Origin of the sequence: Methylobacterium persicinum (genome assembly GCF_022179525.1) — a bacterium.
Taxonomy (GTDB): Bacteria; Pseudomonadota; Alphaproteobacteria; order Rhizobiales; family Beijerinckiaceae; genus Methylobacterium; species Methylobacterium persicinum.
In genome coordinates this window covers 60,091-75,580 of the sequence record NZ_BPQX01000007.1, presented here as the reverse complement: position 1 = coordinate 75,580, position 15,490 = coordinate 60,091, and the positions used below count along the sequence as shown (strand labels likewise).

At 70.1% G+C, this 15,490-nt stretch carries 18 protein-coding genes; 9 read left to right on the top strand and 9 right to left on the bottom strand.

What is annotated here, in order from left to right; genetic code table 11:
• Positions 1-34: 34 nt before the first annotated feature.
• Complete coding sequence (locus MFF22_RS01420; RefSeq protein WP_238247389.1) at positions 35-1,348, bottom strand: RsmB/NOP family class I SAM-dependent RNA methyltransferase; 1,314 nt, start codon at positions 1,346-1,348, stop codon at positions 35-37.
• A gap of 97 nt (positions 1,349-1,445) precedes the next feature.
• On the opposite strand from MFF22_RS01420, the gene MFF22_RS01415 reads away from it, so the two are divergent.
• Together MFF22_RS01415 and MFF22_RS01410 are read left to right on the top strand one after the other, a co-directional pair.
• The gene (locus tag MFF22_RS01415; RefSeq protein ID WP_238247333.1) at positions 1,446-1,664 is read left to right on the top strand and encodes a DUF1674 domain-containing protein; all 219 of its coding nucleotides are present in this window, start codon (positions 1,446-1,448) and stop codon (positions 1,662-1,664) included.
• A gap of 55 nt (positions 1,665-1,719) precedes the next feature.
• Positions 1,720-2,028, top strand: coding sequence for a cupin domain-containing protein (locus tag MFF22_RS01410; protein ID WP_238247332.1), 309 nt, complete (start codon positions 1,720-1,722; stop codon positions 2,026-2,028).
• Between the two features lie 226 nt (positions 2,029-2,254).
• Here the strand turns inward: MFF22_RS01410 and MFF22_RS01405 are convergent, their stop codons facing one another.
• The gene (locus MFF22_RS01405) at positions 2,255-2,752 is read right to left on the bottom strand and encodes a L,D-transpeptidase (RefSeq protein ID WP_238247331.1); all 498 of its coding nucleotides are present in this window, start codon (positions 2,750-2,752) and stop codon (positions 2,255-2,257) included.
• 225 nt (positions 2,753-2,977) lie between these two features.
• The gene (bluB, locus tag MFF22_RS01400; RefSeq protein WP_238247388.1) at positions 2,978-3,616 is read right to left on the bottom strand and encodes a 5,6-dimethylbenzimidazole synthase; all 639 of its coding nucleotides are present in this window, start codon (positions 3,614-3,616) and stop codon (positions 2,978-2,980) included.
• A 381-nt stretch (positions 3,617-3,997) separates the two neighbouring features.
• Here bluB and MFF22_RS01395 point away from each other — a divergent pair, with 381 nt between their 5' ends.
• Entirely contained in the window at positions 3,998-4,372 is a 375-nt protein-coding gene (locus MFF22_RS01395; RefSeq protein WP_238247330.1) for a DUF2794 domain-containing protein, read from the top strand.
• A gap of 7 nt (positions 4,373-4,379) precedes the next feature.
• Here MFF22_RS01395 and MFF22_RS01390 read toward each other — a convergent pair whose 3' ends face one another.
• From MFF22_RS01390 to MFF22_RS01375, 4 genes are all read right to left on the bottom strand, one after another.
• Positions 4,380-5,273, bottom strand: a complete 894-nt coding sequence (locus MFF22_RS01390; RefSeq protein WP_238247329.1) for a dihydrodipicolinate synthase family protein — start codon at positions 5,271-5,273, stop codon at positions 4,380-4,382.
• A gap of 162 nt (positions 5,274-5,435) precedes the next feature.
• Positions 5,436-6,209: a Bax inhibitor-1/YccA family protein gene (locus tag MFF22_RS01385; RefSeq protein WP_238247328.1), complete on the bottom strand. Its 774-nt coding sequence runs from the start codon at positions 6,207-6,209 to the stop codon at positions 5,436-5,438.
• Positions 6,210-6,457: 248 nt separating this feature from the next.
• The gene (locus MFF22_RS01380) at positions 6,458-9,025 is read right to left on the bottom strand and encodes an ABC transporter permease (protein ID WP_238247327.1); all 2,568 of its coding nucleotides are present in this window, start codon (positions 9,023-9,025) and stop codon (positions 6,458-6,460) included.
• Positions 9,026-9,279: 254 nt separating this feature from the next.
• Positions 9,280-9,981 (bottom strand): ABC transporter ATP-binding protein, encoded by a 702-nt coding sequence (locus tag MFF22_RS01375; protein WP_238247326.1) that lies wholly within the window; start codon positions 9,979-9,981, stop codon positions 9,280-9,282.
• A 144-nt stretch (positions 9,982-10,125) separates the two neighbouring features.
• Between MFF22_RS01375 and MFF22_RS01370 the strand changes: the two genes are divergently transcribed.
• Both MFF22_RS01370 and thpR read left to right on the top strand, forming a co-directional pair.
• On the top strand, positions 10,126-10,740 hold the full coding sequence (locus MFF22_RS01370) for an arylesterase (protein WP_238247325.1): 615 nt from the start codon (positions 10,126-10,128) through the stop codon (positions 10,738-10,740).
• Positions 10,740-11,279 carry an RNA 2',3'-cyclic phosphodiesterase gene (gene thpR, locus MFF22_RS01365; RefSeq protein ID WP_238247324.1) on the top strand — a complete coding sequence of 180 codons (540 nt, stop codon included), beginning with the start codon at positions 10,740-10,742 and terminating at the stop codon, positions 11,277-11,279. Before MFF22_RS01370 ends, thpR begins: the two co-directional genes overlap by 1 nt.
• 19 nt (positions 11,280-11,298) lie before the next feature.
• Here the strand turns inward: thpR and MFF22_RS01360 are convergent, their stop codons facing one another.
• On the bottom strand, positions 11,299-12,759 hold the full coding sequence (locus MFF22_RS01360; RefSeq protein ID WP_238247323.1) for a methyl-accepting chemotaxis protein: 1,461 nt from the start codon (positions 12,757-12,759) through the stop codon (positions 11,299-11,301).
• A gap of 246 nt (positions 12,760-13,005) precedes the next feature.
• Here MFF22_RS01360 and MFF22_RS01355 point away from each other — a divergent pair, with 246 nt between their 5' ends.
• The 4 genes from MFF22_RS01355 (at position 13,006) to MFF22_RS01340 (ending at position 15,210) form a co-directional block, all read left to right on the top strand.
• Positions 13,006-13,422 carry a hypothetical protein gene (locus tag MFF22_RS01355; RefSeq protein WP_238247322.1) on the top strand — a complete coding sequence of 139 codons (417 nt, stop codon included), beginning with the start codon at positions 13,006-13,008 and terminating at the stop codon, positions 13,420-13,422.
• Positions 13,423-13,602: 180 nt separating this feature from the next.
• Entirely contained in the window at positions 13,603-13,755 is a 153-nt protein-coding gene (locus MFF22_RS01350) for a hypothetical protein (RefSeq protein WP_238247321.1), read from the top strand.
• Between the two features lie 128 nt (positions 13,756-13,883).
• Positions 13,884-14,687 carry an ABC transporter permease gene (locus MFF22_RS01345; protein ID WP_238247320.1) on the top strand — a complete coding sequence of 268 codons (804 nt, stop codon included), beginning with the start codon at positions 13,884-13,886 and terminating at the stop codon, positions 14,685-14,687.
• 133 nt (positions 14,688-14,820) lie between these two features.
• Positions 14,821-15,210, top strand: coding sequence for a phage holin family protein (locus MFF22_RS01340; protein WP_238247319.1), 390 nt, complete (start codon positions 14,821-14,823; stop codon positions 15,208-15,210).
• Positions 15,211-15,250: 40 nt separating this feature from the next.
• Here MFF22_RS01340 and MFF22_RS01335 read toward each other — a convergent pair whose 3' ends face one another.
• Positions 15,251-15,490 carry a hypothetical protein gene (locus tag MFF22_RS01335; protein ID WP_238247318.1) on the bottom strand — a complete coding sequence of 80 codons (240 nt, stop codon included), beginning with the start codon at positions 15,488-15,490 and terminating at the stop codon, positions 15,251-15,253.

Below are 15,490 nucleotides of genomic sequence, written 5' to 3'. Positions count from 1 at the left end.
GGGCACCTCAGGATGAGGGCGCGCTTTCCATAGTCTACGCCGTCCGCGCCAGCCGGCTCGCGAAGAAGCCGTCGAGGCCGTGGGACGGTAGGGTGCGCAGGTCGCCGTTGCCGTCGATCAGCTCGGCCTGGCCGCCGACCTCGTCTGGGGTCGCCGGCACCCGCGCGAAGGCAGGGTTCCGGGCGAGGAAGGCGGAGACTTGTCCCTCCCCCTCCTGCGGCTCCAGGGAGCAGGTGCAGTAGACGAGCCGCCCCCCCGGCCGCACCAGCCCGGCTGCCCGGTCAAGGAGCCGGGCCTGGAGGCCGGCGAGGCGGGCGATGTCGGCCTCGGTCTTGGTCCAGGCCACGTCCGGATGGCGGCGGATGGTGCCGGTGGCCGAGCAGGGCGCATCGAGGAGCACCGCGTCGAACGGCTCGGCGGCGTAGGCCGTGGCGTCGGCCACCGCGATCTCGGCGGTGAGGCCGAGCCGCGACAGGTTCTCCCGCAGGCGCTCGAGGCGCGGCGCCGAGCGGTCGAGGGCCGTGACCAGGGCACCGCCGCTGGCGAGCTGCATCGTCTTACCGCCGGGCGCGGCGCAGAGGTCGAGGACCCGCTCGCCATGGGCGGCCCGGAGCAACCGGGCGGGGATCGCCGCGGCGGCGTCCTGCACCCACCACGCCGCCTCGCCGAAGCCCGGCAGATCGGGGATCGCCGCCCCGTCCGGGGGCATCCGCAGGGAGCCGGTGGGCAGGCGCGTGGCGCCGAGGCGTTCGGCCCAGGTCTCGGCCTCGTCCTCCCGCCGGAGGGTCAGGTCGATGGGGGCGCCGGTGAGGTGCGCCCGGGCGATGGCGGCCGCCCGCTCCGGCCCGTAGGCGGCCACCCAGCGGCGGGCGAGCCATTCCGGGGTGTTGTCGGCCAGGGGGTCCGCCCCGGCGAGGATCGCCTCCCGCTCCCGGGCGACCCGCCGGAGCACGGCGTTCACCATGCCCGCGAAGCCGGCCGTGCGGTGGTCGGCCTTGGCGAGGCGCACCGCGAGATCGACGGCCGCGTGGTCCGGGACGGCGAGGTCGAGGATCTGGGCGCACCCCGTGGCGAGGAGGGCGAGGAGGCGCGGCTTGTTCACCGGCAGGCCCTTGTCCAGCCGCTCGGCGAGCGTCCTGCGGATCTGGCCGAGGCGGCGGAAGGTCGCCACCGCGATGGCCCGGGCCAGCGCCGCATCGCCGGATTGCAGCCCCTCCGCGCGCAGGGCGGTCGCCAGCGCCTCGTCGAGGGCGGGGGGCCGCTCCTGGCCGATGATCTCGGCCACCGCGTGCAGCGCCGCCCGCCGGGCGCCGAGGCCCGCCACGTCGGCGCCCGGCGCCTCCGCCATGTCCGTATCCGCCGCGTTGCGGACCTTGCCCCGAGATGCCACGTTTGTGTCCGAACCCCTGTCGATCAGGACACGACCTCACACCCGAGCGAGCGCGATGCAAGACCGCAGCGACGATTCCGTCCCCGCCGAGGCGCCGCAGCGCCCCCTCAGCCCCGCGGCCGAGCGTGCGCTGGCCGAGGCGGCCGAACGCCGCGCTGCCATCGATGCCCGCGCCGCTGCGATCCAGGCCAAGCCGGAGCGCCAGGGCCGGGGCGGCCTCGAGCCCGTTCGGTACGAGGACTGGGAGGTGAAGGGGCTGGCCGTTGATTTCTGACGGGCGGAACGGACGCCCGCCGCCCCCGTTGCCCCGCCATTCACGGAGGTTGGCAATGGCGACGAAGGTTTCTGCGAAGCAAGCGGCTGAAGGTCCGCACGGGGAGATCGGCCTCGCCGTCGGCGAGCGGATCGGCATGCGGATGTGGCGCAACGAGGAGCCGAATTCCGACAAGCCGGCGACCCGCTCCGCGCACGAGACGGTGGGCTACGTGGTAAGCGGCCGGGCGGAACTCGTCGTGGCCGGCGAGACGGTGACCCTCGAGCCGGGCGATTCCTACCTCGTCCCGGCGAATGCCGAGCACACCTACCGCATCCTCGAGACCTTCACCGCCGTCGAGGCGACCTCGCCCCCGGCGAAGTAAGGCCGCCGCGGCAGGATCGGAGCCACGGTCCGGCCCAGCGCCATAGGTCCGGTCGGGAATGGTGCCCGACCGGGTTTCGCCAGTGTCGATCCACCGGCCCTCATTTCCGCTAGCGCCCTCCATCCTGAGATGCCGTCGCGAGGCGAGGGCCTCGAAGGAGGAGGGAGAGAGGGAAAGACCCACAATTACAATCTCCCGACACGGCCTGATCCGGTCGGACGCGGCATCAGTGCGTCATGTAGACCGGCGTGCCGACATCCACCCGCTGGTAGAGATCGACCACGTCCTGATTGTACATCCGGATGCAGCCATAGGACGCCCAGGTGCCGATGGAGCTGGGGCGGTTGGTGCCGTGGATCGCGTACTGGCCCCCGGCCAGGGTCATGGCGGCGGCGCCCATCGGGTTGTGGGGCGAGCCCCCGGCGATGACGTCGGGCAGGCGCGGGTTGTCGCGCTTCACCTCCCACGGGGGCGACCAAGCCGGCGCCACGTACTTGCCGTCGATGGTCGCGGTGCCGAACCATTGCTTGCCCGGCTTGCCCACCGCCACGGGGTAGCGGATCGCCGTCCCGTCGCCGTTGACGAGGTAGAGCTTGCGCTGGGACACGCTGATCACCACCGATCCGGCGGCACCTTCGCTGAACGGCACCACCTCCCTGGCCATCGCCGCGCCCGCGACGAGGGTGGCAGCCAACCCGACAACAATCGATACGCGACGAGACATTTCGGCGACTCCGCAAGCGTGAGCGTATGCGCCGCATCAATCCATGTTGGGTCTCGCCGTTCCACCGATAGCTATGGTTGACGACCGGAAGACCACTGAAACCCAAGATGAGGGTGAAGGAAGTCGGTAAATCCCGCGCGCCGATATTGTAAACGACCCGTTCACGACACTCCCCCGCCTACCGTCGTCACGGCGAGCGCCGCGAACCGATCACGGGTGCGACACTCACCGCTCGTAGAGTTCGGCCCCCCGCGGGTCCTCCGCCTGCCAGCCGTGGCGTTCGAGTTCCGGGTCCGGGTGTTCCTCCTGCGGACGGCCGAGGCAGAGATAGGCCACGAGCCGCCAGGCGGGCGGCACCGCGAGAACCTCCGTGACCGCGCAGGGGTCGAGGATCGAGACCCAGCCGACGCCGATGCCCCTGGCGCGGGCGGCGAGCCACAGGCACTGCACGGCGCCCACCACCGAATAGGCCAGGGTCTCCGGCATCGTGCCCCGGCCGAGGCCGAGGCCGGTCCCGGTCTCCCCATCGCAGAAGGCGGCAAGGTGGACCGGCGCTTCCTTCAGTCCCGCCAGCTTCAAGGCCCGGTAGCGGGCGGCCCGCTCGCCCTCGTAGCCCGCCGCCGCCAGGGCGTTGCATTGGCCGAAACTGGCGATGACCGCCTCCCGCCGGGCGGGATCCGACACCCGCACGAATCGCCACGGGCGGCTGTTGCCGACGGAGGGCGCCCGGTGGGCGGCGGCGAGGCAGGCCCGCAGGGTCGCCTCGTCCAGGGGGTCGGGGCGGAACCGGCGCACGTCCCGGCGCCACGCGAACAGCGTGTCGAGCCGTGCCGCGAAGGCTGCATCGAAGTCAGGCGGGTCGATGGTCACGGCCGGGCATAGCCGGTCTGGCCCCCTCACCGCAAAAGCAAAAAAAGGCCGCCCGGTCGGGGCGGCCTTTAAGTCTCTTGGGTCTCGAAACCTCGGAGTGCCGGCTCTGGCAGGGTCGGACGGTGGCCGAGGCTGGGGAGCACGGGTTCGGCCGCCGGCCGGGCAAGACCCGGCGAGGTTCGATGTCTGTTGTCGTTCCGCAACACGGCTCGGAAAAGGCGCGAATGGGGCGAAAGCAAGAATTTTGTCGCTTGGATGTGTCTCATTCATCACGCGCCCGTCATCGGGGGTCCGGATGGTGGCGCGGCCGCGCCCCTTGCAGGCCGCCTCACCGCGGACCATCATCCCGGCTAACGAAGCGCGCCAGGAGCGATGATGAGCGAATGGACAGGCGCCGGGTCTCGGCCCGACGAAGCGGCAGGACGTGTCATTCCCTTCCCGTCCCGGGCCGAGCCCCCGCAGGTCGCCTTTCAGAGGGATGAGCTGCGGGTGATCTTCAACCTCTACGGCCGGCAGGTGGCCGGTGGCGAATGGCGTGATTACGCCCTCGATTTTCGCCGGGACAAGGCGGTGTTCTCGATCTATCGCCGCGCCTCCGAGATGCCGCTCTACCGCATCGAGAAGGACCCGAAGCTGGCCCGGCGGCAGGGCGCCTACGCGGTGATCGCCGCGAGCGGGCAGGTGCTGAAGCGCGGCACCGACCTCGCCCGGGTCCTCGCGGTCCTGGAGCCCGGCCCCCGCGCCGTGTGACTGCCCCTCAGACGAGCCCCATGGCCCGCACCGTCGCCAGCGCCTGCGCCCGCACCGGCTCCGGCAAGGGCAGGATCGGCCGCGGGGGCTCCACCCCGGCCAGCCCGAGGGATTGGGCGAGCCCGTAGACGATCCGCAGGCTCGAATGGGCCTTGAACAGGCCCCAGAGGGGCGCCATCGCCCCGTCGAGGCGCCTTGCCGTCTCGGCATCGCCCGCCTGGACCGCGCGGACGATCTCCAGGCAGGGCCTCGGGAACAGGCCCGCGGCGACGGAGTACCACGCGACACCTCCGGCGATCATGGCTTCGGTGGCGTTCCAGTCGCCGCTGAAGCCGAGGGCGGCCTCCGCCGGCAGGGCGGCGCGCAACTCCGCCACCGTCTCCGCCGCGGCTTCGGCAGCCGGCCCGGGGCACTTGGCGGCGGCGACCCCCGGCAGGCGGGCGATCCGCCCAAGCAGGGCGGGGGTGAAGCGGAAATGGGTGGTGGCCGGGTTGTCGTAGATCACCAGGGGCAACCCGCCCTCCTCCGCCACGGTGGCGAAGTGGGCGAAGACCTCGACCTCCGTCAGGGGGGTGTACGACATCGGGGCGAGCAACCCCGCCGCCGCACCGGCCGCCTTCGCGTCCTGGGCGAGGCGCACGGCCTCGTCGGTACGCAGGGCGCCCACTCCCACGAGGAGGGGCACCCGCCCGGCGACCGCCTCCGCCGCGACGGAGACGGCCCGGCGTCGCTCCTCGCGGGTCAGGTAGGCATAGGTGCCGGTGCTGCCGAGCAGTCCGATGGAATCGACGCCGGCTTCGACGAGGGGCGCGAGGAGCCGCCTCAGCCCGTCCGCATCGAGCCGGCCCTGCGCATCGCAGGGGGTGATCGGGAAGGCGGACAGACCGGTGAACGCGCTCATGATGTCGCTCGATGAACGAAGACGCGGTGGGATCGCATGGCGCTCATCCGATGTCACCGGGCTTGCGGTCATGGCCCCCCGTCGCAAGGCGATGGCCGGACCATGAAAAAGGCCCCGGCGGTGTCCCGCCGGGGCCTTCGTGTTCCGGGTCGTTGCCTTCGGTTAGCGGCGGTCACCAACCAGGGAGAGCAGGAACTGGAACATGTTGATGAAGTCGAGATAGAGTGTCAGGGCGCCGTTCACCGACATCTTGGCCGCCATCTCACCGTCGACCCCGGAGTAGAGATACATCTCCTTGAGCTTCTGGGTGTCGTAGGCGGTCAGGCCCGCGAAGATCAGCACGCCGAGCACCGAGATCGCGAACTGCATCGCCGACGAAGCGAGGAAGATGTTCACCAGCGAGGCGATGATGATGCCGATGAGGCCCATCATCAGGAACGAGCCCATGCCCGACAGGCTGCGCTTGGTGGTGTAACCCCACAGGCTCAGGCCGCCGAAGGCCGCCGCCGTGATGAAGAACACCTGCACCACGCTCGCCCCCGTGAAGACGAGGAGGAGGGTGGACATCGATGCGCCCATCACCGCCGCGAAGGCGAAGAACATCGACCGCGCCGAGGAAGCCGACATCCGGTCCATGCGGAACGAGAAGATGAAGATGAAGGCCAGCGGCGCGAGCATCAACAGCCACTTGAGGGGGCTGGTGTAGAGCGCGACGCCGAAGGGCGTCAGCACCGGCCGCGTGCCCTGATAGGCCGCGACCGACGCCATGTTGAGACCCAGCGCCACGAGGCCGGAAATCCCGAGCCCCACGATCATGTTGTTGTAGACGCCGAGCATGAAGGCGCGCAGGCCCTGGTCGACCTCGACCTGGGTCCCGGCGTAGCCGGTCGGCTGCTGCTGCTGGCCGTACCGGAAGGGGCTATTCTCGAAGGCCATGGGAGTGTCCTTGCGGAGGCTCTCTCAGCGTGGTGTTTCAGGCGAGGCCCACGCAGGACCTCTGGCGCCGGATGGCGCCTCGGTCGAGAATATGTTGCGGGACGCCTCCGCGCACAAGGGCCGGCCGAGGTTCCGCAAGCGCTTTTCGGCCACCCGGGCATGTAAATTTGTTCATGAAATCCGGGATTAAAACCCCTCTTGTCATCCGAAGGACGAGGCTTCGACTGCTCGAAGGATTGATGCTTTCCTTATAACTCGCGCAGGTATGGCGCGGGCTTCTGGCCGAGGATTCGGGCCGTGCCGGCGAGGCCGAGGAGAACCGCCAGCAGCACAGCCGCCCCCGCCGCCAGCAGGGCGCCGGTAAGGTCGAGGCGGAAGTCGAGGTGCATGACCTTGGCCACGATCACCCAGCCCGCGAGGCTGCCCGCCGCCAGCCCGAACAGCGCGGTGGCGAGGCCCAAAGCGGCGTATTCGAGGGCGTAGGCGGAGAGGAGCCGGGCCCGGCTCGCGCCAAGCACCTTCAGCACCACCGCATCGTAGAGCCTCGCCCGGTGGCCCGCTGCTACCGCGCCGCCCAGCACCAGCAGGCTCGCCAGGATCGCCACTCCGCTCGCCCCGCGGATCGCCAGGACGAGGCGTCCGACGAGGTCGCCCACGGCGTCGAGGGCATCCTTCACCCGCACCGAGGTGACGGAGGGGAACTCCTTGGCGACACCCCGGAGGATGCGGTTCTCCGCGTCGGCATCGGTGCCGCCGGGCAGGCTGAGGGTGGCGAGGTCCGAGTGCGGCGCGCCCCGGAAGGTCCCGGGCGAGAACACCATCACGAAGTTGATGCCGAGGTTGCGCCACTCGACCTTGCGCAGGTTGAAGATCGTCGCGGTCACGTCCCGCCCCAGGACGTTCACGGTGACGGTGTCGCCGATCTTCAGGCCGAGCAGGCGGGCGAGGTCTCCCTCGAAGGAGACGAGGTGGCCCGCCCCCTCCCCCGCATCCCACCAGCGGCCTTCCTCGACCCTCGTGCCCTCGGGCACCGAGTCGGCGTAGGTGACGCCCCGGTCGCCGTCGAGGACCCAGGCGGCATCCTCGGGCGGGCGGATCTTGCCCACCGCGACGCCGTTCAGAGCGACGATCCGGCCCCGCATCATCGGCACGTCCTCGATCCTGGCCGCGGGGGCCTCCGCCCGGAGGTAGTCCCGGAACCGGACCGAATCGTGGGAGGGAATGTCGAGGAAGAACAGGTTGGGTGCCTTGGCCGGAAGGGTCGCGCTGATCGTCCGGCTGACGTTGGCGTCGATCAGGCTCAGCGCCACGAGGAGCGTCACCCCGAGGCCGAGGGAGAGCACGATGGTCGGCGTCAGCGCGCCGGGCCGGTGGAGGTTGGCGAGCGCCATCCGGGGCGCGGCCCCCTTCGGGTGCGGCAGGCGGCGGGCGCCGGCCATCAGCCCGAGGGCGACGAGGTGGAGAAGCGCGAAGGCGATCCCCGCCGCCGCGATGAAGATCAACGCCACCCGCCGGTCGAAGGCCGTGGCCACCGACAGGCCGACCAGGAGCGCGAGCGCCAGCCCGAGCCAGATCCGGTAGCGCCGCCGGGGCGCCACCTTCGACCGGTCCACGGTGTCGCGGAACAGGCCGGAGACGGGCACGTCGTGGGCGCGGCCCAGCGGCGTGATCGCGAAGGCGAAGGCGGTGGTGAGGCCGTAGGCCGCCGCCAGGGCCAGCTCGCCCGGCGCGATCGTCGGGTTCAAGGGCAGGGGCAGGCTGTCGGAGAACAGCGCCTCGACGAGGAAGGGCAGGCTCGCCCCGACGGCGAGGCCGATGAGGGTGCCGAGGCCGGCGATCAGCATCACCTGCGTCAGGTACAGGGCGACCACCGTCGAGCCCGGCGCGCCGATGCTCTTCAGGGTAGCGATCGAGCCGCGCTTGCGCTCCACGAAGGCGTGGACGGCGTTCGCCACGCCCACTCCGCCGACGATGAGGGCGGTGAGGCCGACCAGCGTCAGGAACTGGGTGAAGCGCTCGATGCTCTGGGCGAAGCGCGGGTCGGCATTCGCCCGGCTGCGGATCTGCCACCCCGCCTCGGGGGCGGCCCGGAGCACCCGCGCCTCGCTTGCGTCGAGGGAAGCGCCGGGCGGGAGCTGCACCCGGTAGCTCCAGCGGCTGAGGCTGCCCGGCTGGACGAGGCCGGTCTCGCGCAGGGCCGCCTGCGACACCATCAGGCGCGGGCCGAAGCCGATGCCCCCGGCGATCTTGTCGGGTTCGGACCGGATCGTCCCGCGCAGGACGAGCGGATGGCCCGCCAGGGTGATGCGGTCGCCGGGCTTCAGGTCCAGGCGGGTGAGGAGCGCCGGATCGGCGAGGGCTCCGAAGACGCCGTCCCGGGCGCCGAGGAGATCCGCGAGCGGCCCCGCGGGTTCGGTGACGAGTTCGCCCGCGGCCGGATAGGTCCCGGGATCGACGGCCTTGAGTTCCACGAGGGTCGCGTCACCGCCGGGCGCCACGGCCATGGCCCGCAGGGAGGCGACGGTGTCGAGCCGGCCTTCGCGGGCGAGCACGGCCTTCTCCTCGTCCGTCGCCTCCCGGTTGATGAGGCTGTAGGACAGGTCGCCGCCGATGATCCGCCGCCCCTCGCGCCCGAGCCCGTCGGACAGGGAGCGCGACACCGAGGCGATGCCGGCGATGGCCGCGACGCCGAGCGCGATGCAGGCGAGGAACACGCCGAAGCCCGAGAGGCCGCCGCGCAACTCGCGCAGGGCGAGGCGCAGGACCAGGGGTCTGCGGCGGGGGGCGCTGGCGGTGGGGGGAAGGGTGCCGTGCATCTCTACCCGTTCTCAAATGCGCGCATGTCCCTCCCCCGCAGGAAGGATCGTTGCGGCAAGCGGTCTCCGACCGCCGTTCCCACCCCCTCCCCTCACCCCGAGGTGCGGCGGCAGCCGCCTCGAAGGAGGGCTCCAGGGATCGCGGAGTCTTCCGGAGCCCTCCTCCGAGGCCCGCTGGCGCGGGCACCTCAGGATGAGGACGAGGGAGGGAGCGCTGTCGCGACGATCCCCACAGAGGGGAAAGGGCTGGACGATCACGCCGCCACCGCCTCCTCGACCACGCCGGAGCGCAGCCGAACCGTCCGGTCGCAGAGGCGGGCGAGGCTGTTGTCGTGGGTCACGAGGACGAGGGTCGCGCCCCGATCCCGCTTTAGGCGGAACAGGAGGTCGACGATCTGCCGGCCAGTCGCCTCGTCGAGGTTGCCGGTGGGCTCGTCGGCCACGAGGATCGCCGGGTCCGGGGCCACCGCCCGAGCGATGGCGACCCGCTGCTGCTCGCCGCCGGAGAGCTGGGCCGGGTAGTGGTGCAGCCGGTGCCCGAGGCCGACCGCCTCCAGTTCGGCCCGGGCACGCTCGTGGGCGCCGGGCCGGTCGGCGAGTTCGAGGGGCAGCGCCACGTTCTCCAGGGCCGTCATGGTCGGCACGAGGTGGAAGGACTGGAACACGATCCCGATCCGGCGGCCGCGGAAGCGGGCGAGCGCATCCTCGTCGAGCCCGACGAGATCGGTGTCCTCGACGACGACCCGCCCGGAATCCGGCCGCTCCAGGCCAGCCATGACCATCAGCAGCGTCGACTTGCCCGAGCCCGAGGGCCCGACGAGGCCCACCGCCTCGCCCCGGCCCACGGACAGGGAGATCCCCCGCAGCACATGGACGCGGGCCGGGCCGCGCCCCAGACTGAGGTCGATCCCTTCCAGGGCGATCGCGGATGCGGGGGAGACCTTGCCGTCGCTCATGGCCTGTCCGATCTGTGGGCGATGACGAGCATCAGACGCACGGCTCCGCGCCGGATTGGGTTGCGGCGCGATATGGGCGATGCATTGCGGCTGCGCCATGACAGGCGACGTCGTTTCGCACTTTCCACGCTGATGGCCCTGCTGATGAGCCTGCTCTTCGCCGCCCCGGCCGCACTCGCCGCCCCCCGTCCGACCAAGCTCGTGGCCTTCGGGGACAGCCTGACGGCGGGCTACCGCCTGCCCGCCGACGCCGCCTTCCCGGCGGTGCTGCAGCGGATGCTGAAGGCCCAGGGACGGGACGTGGAGATCGCCAATGCCGGCGTCTCCGGCGACACCACCACCGGGGGCCTCGACCGACTGGACTGGTCCGTGCCGGACGGGACAGACGGGGTGATCATCGAACTCGGCGCCAACGACATGCTGCGCGGCACCGACCCGGCGATCGCCCGCCGCAACATCGCGGCGATGCTTGACCGGCTGAAGGCGCGGCACATCCCGGTACTGCTCGCGGGCATGCAAGCGGCCCCCAATCTCGGCCCGGCCTACCGGCAGGCCTTCGATTCGATCTATCCCGACCTCGCCAAGCAGGACGGGGTCATGCTCTACCCGTTCTTCCTCGACGGGATCATCGGCGATGCCGGCCAGCACCTTGACGACGGGCTGCACCCCAACGTGAAGGGCGTCGAGACCATCGCCGCGCGGATCCTGCCCACCGTCGAACGGTTCCTCGACGGCCTGCCGGCTCCGGCGACCCGCTGATGCCGCGGCTGTTCACCGCCCTCGCCGTCCCGCCGGAGGTGGGGGCCGCCCTCGCCGCGTACCGGGGCGGGCTGGCGGGTGCCCGCTGGATCGAGCCCTCGGACTACCACGTCACCCTGCGCTTCCTCGGCGACGTCGAGCGGATTGTGGCGGAGGATTTCCTCGACCTCATGGCCGAGATGCGGGTGCGGGGGCCGCTCACCGTGACCCTCGATGGGCTCGGGGCCTTCGGCGGGGGGAAGCCGCGGGCGCTCTATGCCGCCGTCCACCCCTCCCCCGACCTCCTCGACCTCCAGGCCGAGCAGGAACGCCTCGCCCGCCGGGCCGGCCTCGCCCCGGAGACGCGCCGGTTCACCCCGCACGTCACCCTCGCCCGGCTGCGCCGGGAGGCGACCCCCGAGGCCGTGGCGATGGCCCTGTCCGCGGCCCCGGTCTTCAAGCTCCTGAGCTTCACCGCGGACCGGGTGACCGTGTTCTCGGCCCGCGACTCGACCGGCGGCGGCCCGTATGTCGCGGAGGCCGAGCTCCCCTTCGCCTGAGAGCCTGAGACCGGCCCCGTCAGGAGGCCTTCAGGAAGGTCTGCATGCTGGCGCCGAGCCCCGTCGACTGCTCGGCGAGGCGCTCGGAGATCTCGCGCACCGTCTCAGCCAGCCGCCCGGTCGCCCCGGCGGCGGTGGACACACCGGTGATGTTCGTCGTCATCTCCTGGGTGGAGGCTGCCTGCTGCTCGACCGCCCCCGCGATGGCAAGGGTGAGTCGCGACAGCTCCTCCACGGCGGCGGTGATCGTCCCGATCGCCGAGACCGCCTCGCCCGTGGCGCTCTGGATGGCATGGATCTGCTGGGTGATCTCGTCGGTGGCCCGGGCGGTCTGGCCGGCCAGCTCCTTCACCTCGGCCGCCACCACCGCGAAGCCCCGCCCCGCCTCTCCGGCCCGGGCCGCCTCGATAGTGGCGTTCAGGGCCAGCAGGTTGGTCTGATCGGCAATCGACTTGATCATCGCGACGACCGAATCGACCTTGCCGGTCTTTTCGGCCAAGGCCCGGACGGTCTGGTCGGTCGTGCCGGCTTGGTCGGCGATCTGGTTCGCCCGCTCGGAGACCCGGCCGACCTGGCCGGAGATCTCCCTGATGGTGCTCGACATCTCTTCCGATCCGGCCGCCACGTTGGCGGCGAGCCCGCTCGCCTCATCGGCGGAATGGTTGAGCCCTTCCGCCGATTGCCGCATCTCGGAAATGGCCGAGCCCAGCGCATCGACCACCCGCGTCACCTCGCTCGCCATGGCGACCTGCGCCGTGACCACCGCCCAGGTGAGCATCGGCCCGAGATACTTTCCCTCCGGATCCTTGATCGCCGAGACCTGAAGGTCGAGGGTTTCCGGACCGACCTTGATCCGCGTCCTGTGCGGCAGACGGCTTGCATCCGCCAACATGGTGCGCTGGTGCTTCGGGTTCTTGTGGAACACGTCGAAGGATTTGCCGACCATGTCGGCGACCTTCACCGGAAGATGTTGCTCGATCGCTCCGAGAGTCCGCGTCGAGGTTCCGTTGAGGTAGTTGATCTTGAAATCGTCGTTCGGGTCGGCGGTCATCACCGCGACGGGCATGTCGTCGATCATGGTCAGCAGACGGCTGACCTCGTTCTTCTTGGCCGTGATGTCCGAGGCGAACTTCACGACCTTGATCAGCTTGCGGTCGGGACCGAAAATCGGGTTGTAGGTCGCCTCGAGCCATACCCGCCGATGCCCCTTGGCAAGGCGCATGAACTCTCCGGCGACGAATTCGCCCGACTGAAGCGTCGTCCAGAATTTTTTGTAGTCGCTGCTCCGCGCGGCGGCCTCCTCGATGAAGATGCTGTGGTGCTTCCCCTGGACCTCGCCCGCGTCGTACCCGACCACCGCGAGGAAATTGGCGTTCGCCCGGAGGATCGTCCCATCCATGGCGAACTCTATGATGCCTAGCGAGCGATCGAGCGCGTCGATCAGAGATTGTGATTCATTGAATTTCACGCGCCCGAACATATTTCGCTCCACTTCCAAACCCTCGCAAAGCAGTTAAGGGCAAATAACTAAAAAATTTTGCGGCATCAGTCTGAAAAAAATGGAAGTCCTGGCCAAGTCATGGCATGTTTCCGCGCATACATCGCAAGTAAGGCGTTTGCACCTAACGCGACCCGCAACTCGGCGGCCAGGCGGGTGCCGGCATCCCATCCGGGGGCCATGCGTTGCACCGGACGGGCATCGCGCCCTGGACGTCCGGAGATTCCCATGAGCCGCCTCTTCCCGACCGCCTTCGCCATCCTGGCCACGGGCCTCGCGATCGGCCCGGCGGCGGCACAGGGCGTGCCATCCCCCACGGCCGGATCGGCGGCGGCGGCGGCCACGGATGCCATCCTGCTGACGATCTTCCTCCGCCACGACCAGTCGCGGCCGCTCGCGGACTTGAACCAGCAATTGGCCCGCCAGGGCTTCTACAAGGCCTTTCCGCCCGCCGGCATGGAGGTCGTGTCGTGGACGGTCACGATGGGGATCGGACAGGTCATCGTCCTGCGCCTGCCGGCGTCCCGCCTGCGGGAGGTCAACCGGGTGCTGGAGGACACCGCATGGGGGGCCTACCGGACGGAATTCTACCCCACCTACGATTACCGGGCGATCGGTCTGTCCGAGCACGACAAGGCGCAATGACGGGGTTTCGGCCAAGGGGACGGCCAAGGCTCGTTGCTGCGCCGCATGACGGCCAGTGGCCATCGATGCATCCAGCGCAAGGTGGATATGGCGGCCGGACCCTCCCGACGAAGGCCAATCGCGGGCATGATGTTGCATTGCACCATCGCGGGCGCCGGAGCCCGCCCGCCGGAGAGAGTCGTGAGTTTCCTCGCCAGAACCGTCGTCCGCGGGCTCGCCTCGGCACCGCATCTCGCGAACCGGATCGGGCGGGCCCTGAACCGTTCCGTGGCGGGGCGTTACGAGGAGCAGCGGCTCAGGTTCGAGCGCACCGGGTCCGGCGGCCTGCTGTGACCCCCTCCCCTCGTCGCTGTTGGCCGGCAGTCCTGAGGCGCGCGACGTAGTTTCGTCGCTTTCCCCCGGCATGTCCGACCCAGGCTGGCCGCGTTCGGCCGGCGGCCCAGGGCGGGACCGGAAGAACGATGGCGACCGGCGTGACGACGAGCGTGCGCGAGGGAGACAGGCTCAGCGCGCTCGAATCCTACCTGCACGTCCTCCATGCGCTGATGCTACGCGACATGCGCACCCGTTTCGGGGGCACGCTGTGGGGTTACGGCGTGGTCGTGCTGTGGCCCTGCGTCCACATCTTCATGCTCATCGCCATTTACACCTTGCAGCACATCCCTGCCCCGGTGGGAAACAGCGCGCCGCTCTTCTTCGCCACAGGCGCCGTTCCCGTGCTGATCTTTCAGTACATCTCACGGGAGGTCATGAAGGCGACGATCATCAATAAGCCGCTGACCTATTACCCGCAGGTCAAGCTGTTCGACCTGATCCTGGCCCGCGCGCTCGTGGAGATGGTCACGGGGTTCCTGGGCCTCATCGTCGTCATCTCGCTCTTGGCGGCCGTCGGAACCAATCCCCAGCCGGTCGACAGCTTCCTCGCGGTGACGGCTTATCTTGCCGCCATCTCCCTCGGGATCGGTGTCGGTGTCGTCAACGTCGCCATCGTCGGCTTCTTCCCGGGATGGCTCGTGGGATATGCTCTCTTCAACATTCTAATGTATGTCGCCAGTGGCGTCATGTTCATGCCGAGCTTTCTGCCCGATAAAATCTATTACTGGATGAAATATAATCCGGCGCTTCAACTGGCGGAGTGGATGAGGGCGGCCTATTATCCTTCCGCAGGGCTGAAAGTCGACTATCTCTACGTCATCCTATGGAGCCTGACCTGCCTCACGTTGGGGCTGCTCCTCATCAAACACGTCGTCAGCAAGCGAACCTGACACGATCGCGCCCTTGCGGCCCCTGCTGGGGCGGGCAGCTGCGGAACCGACCGGGGCAGATCCCGTTGGCGCGGTGCCCGGCGGATCCGCGCCGGGCACGGCGCGGCCGATCCCGGCTGCCGGGAAGTCTCCGATGCGACGCGACGCTCCGCTCCAGCACCTTCTCTCGGCGGCCCTGCGCGACGGTGCGGGGCATGTCAGCCAAGTCCTTCAGCTGGCGCGGATGGAGACCGATGCCAACCTGCGGGCGTGGCTGCGTCTCGCGGGGATCGTCGGGACGATTCCGATCCTCGCCATCGCGACCTTCTTCCTCGGCCTCGATGCGCTGGTGAAGATCATCGCAGCCTTGAGCGGTGCGCCCCTCGCCTCCGCAGCCGTCGTCGCGTCACCGTTCATCGCCATCACCCTCGTGCTGGCCCGGCTCGGGCTGCGGCGGATGGCGCTGGCGAATCTCGAGCCCTGGCGAAGCTGGCAGCGCAATGGGGGCCCGTCCCGGACCGATCGGCTGCGGTCGCCGAAGTGACGGCTGGCTGCGAACGCTACCCGGGTCGCGGGCGGGCCGGTCAGACGGTACGGTCCGATTCCTTGGCCGTCGGCGTGCCCCCGGTCACGGTCGGGAGATGGAGGAAGCTTCGTTCCCCCGTAGCGGCCTCGGCGACATGCGCGATTGCATCGAGGAGGTCTGCCACTGGCTGCGCGGCGACCGGCCGGAAGGAAGCAAGTCCGCCGACACGCCGCGAGGTCATGCGACCCGCAACGATCTGTGCTTCGCTCAACGCGTCGAAGTTGCGGCGTCTGGCCAT

Excerpts from the sequence above, each read along its gene's own strand:
- MFF22_RS01410 (WP_238247332.1), top strand. The coding sequence starts at position 1,720 with ATGGCGACGAAGGTTTCTGCGAAGCAAGCGGCTGAAGGTCCGCACGGG.
- MFF22_RS01360 (WP_238247323.1), bottom strand. The coding sequence starts at position 12,759 with ATGTTCGGGCGCGTGAAATTCAATGAATCACAATCTCTGATCGACGCG.
- MFF22_RS01345 (WP_238247320.1), top strand. The coding sequence starts at position 13,884 with ATGGCGACCGGCGTGACGACGAGCGTGCGCGAGGGAGACAGGCTCAGC.
- MFF22_RS01380 (WP_238247327.1), bottom strand. The coding sequence starts at position 9,025 with ATGCACGGCACCCTTCCCCCCACCGCCAGCGCCCCCCGCCGCAGACCC.
- MFF22_RS01385 (WP_238247328.1), bottom strand. The coding sequence starts at position 6,209 with ATGGCCTTCGAGAATAGCCCCTTCCGGTACGGCCAGCAGCAGCAGCCG.
- MFF22_RS01415 (WP_238247333.1), top strand. The coding sequence starts at position 1,446 with ATGCAAGACCGCAGCGACGATTCCGTCCCCGCCGAGGCGCCGCAGCGC.
- MFF22_RS01335 (WP_238247318.1), bottom strand. The coding sequence starts at position 15,490 with ATGGCCAGACGCCGCAACTTCGACGCGTTGAGCGAAGCACAGATCGTT.
- MFF22_RS01355 (WP_238247322.1), top strand. The coding sequence starts at position 13,006 with ATGAGCCGCCTCTTCCCGACCGCCTTCGCCATCCTGGCCACGGGCCTC.
- MFF22_RS01375 (WP_238247326.1), bottom strand. The coding sequence starts at position 9,981 with ATGAGCGACGGCAAGGTCTCCCCCGCATCCGCGATCGCCCTGGAAGGG.
- thpR (WP_238247324.1), top strand. The coding sequence starts at position 10,740 with ATGCCGCGGCTGTTCACCGCCCTCGCCGTCCCGCCGGAGGTGGGGGCC.
- MFF22_RS01405 (WP_238247331.1), bottom strand. The coding sequence starts at position 2,752 with ATGTCTCGTCGCGTATCGATTGTTGTCGGGTTGGCTGCCACCCTCGTC.
- MFF22_RS01420 (WP_238247389.1), bottom strand. The coding sequence starts at position 1,348 with ATGGCGGAGGCGCCGGGCGCCGACGTGGCGGGCCTCGGCGCCCGGCGG.
- MFF22_RS01370 (WP_238247325.1), top strand. The coding sequence starts at position 10,126 with ATGAGCCTGCTCTTCGCCGCCCCGGCCGCACTCGCCGCCCCCCGTCCG.
- MFF22_RS01395 (WP_238247330.1), top strand. The coding sequence starts at position 3,998 with ATGAGCGAATGGACAGGCGCCGGGTCTCGGCCCGACGAAGCGGCAGGA.
- MFF22_RS01390 (WP_238247329.1), bottom strand. The coding sequence starts at position 5,273 with ATGAGCGCGTTCACCGGTCTGTCCGCCTTCCCGATCACCCCCTGCGAT.
- MFF22_RS01340 (WP_238247319.1), top strand. The coding sequence starts at position 14,821 with ATGCGACGCGACGCTCCGCTCCAGCACCTTCTCTCGGCGGCCCTGCGC.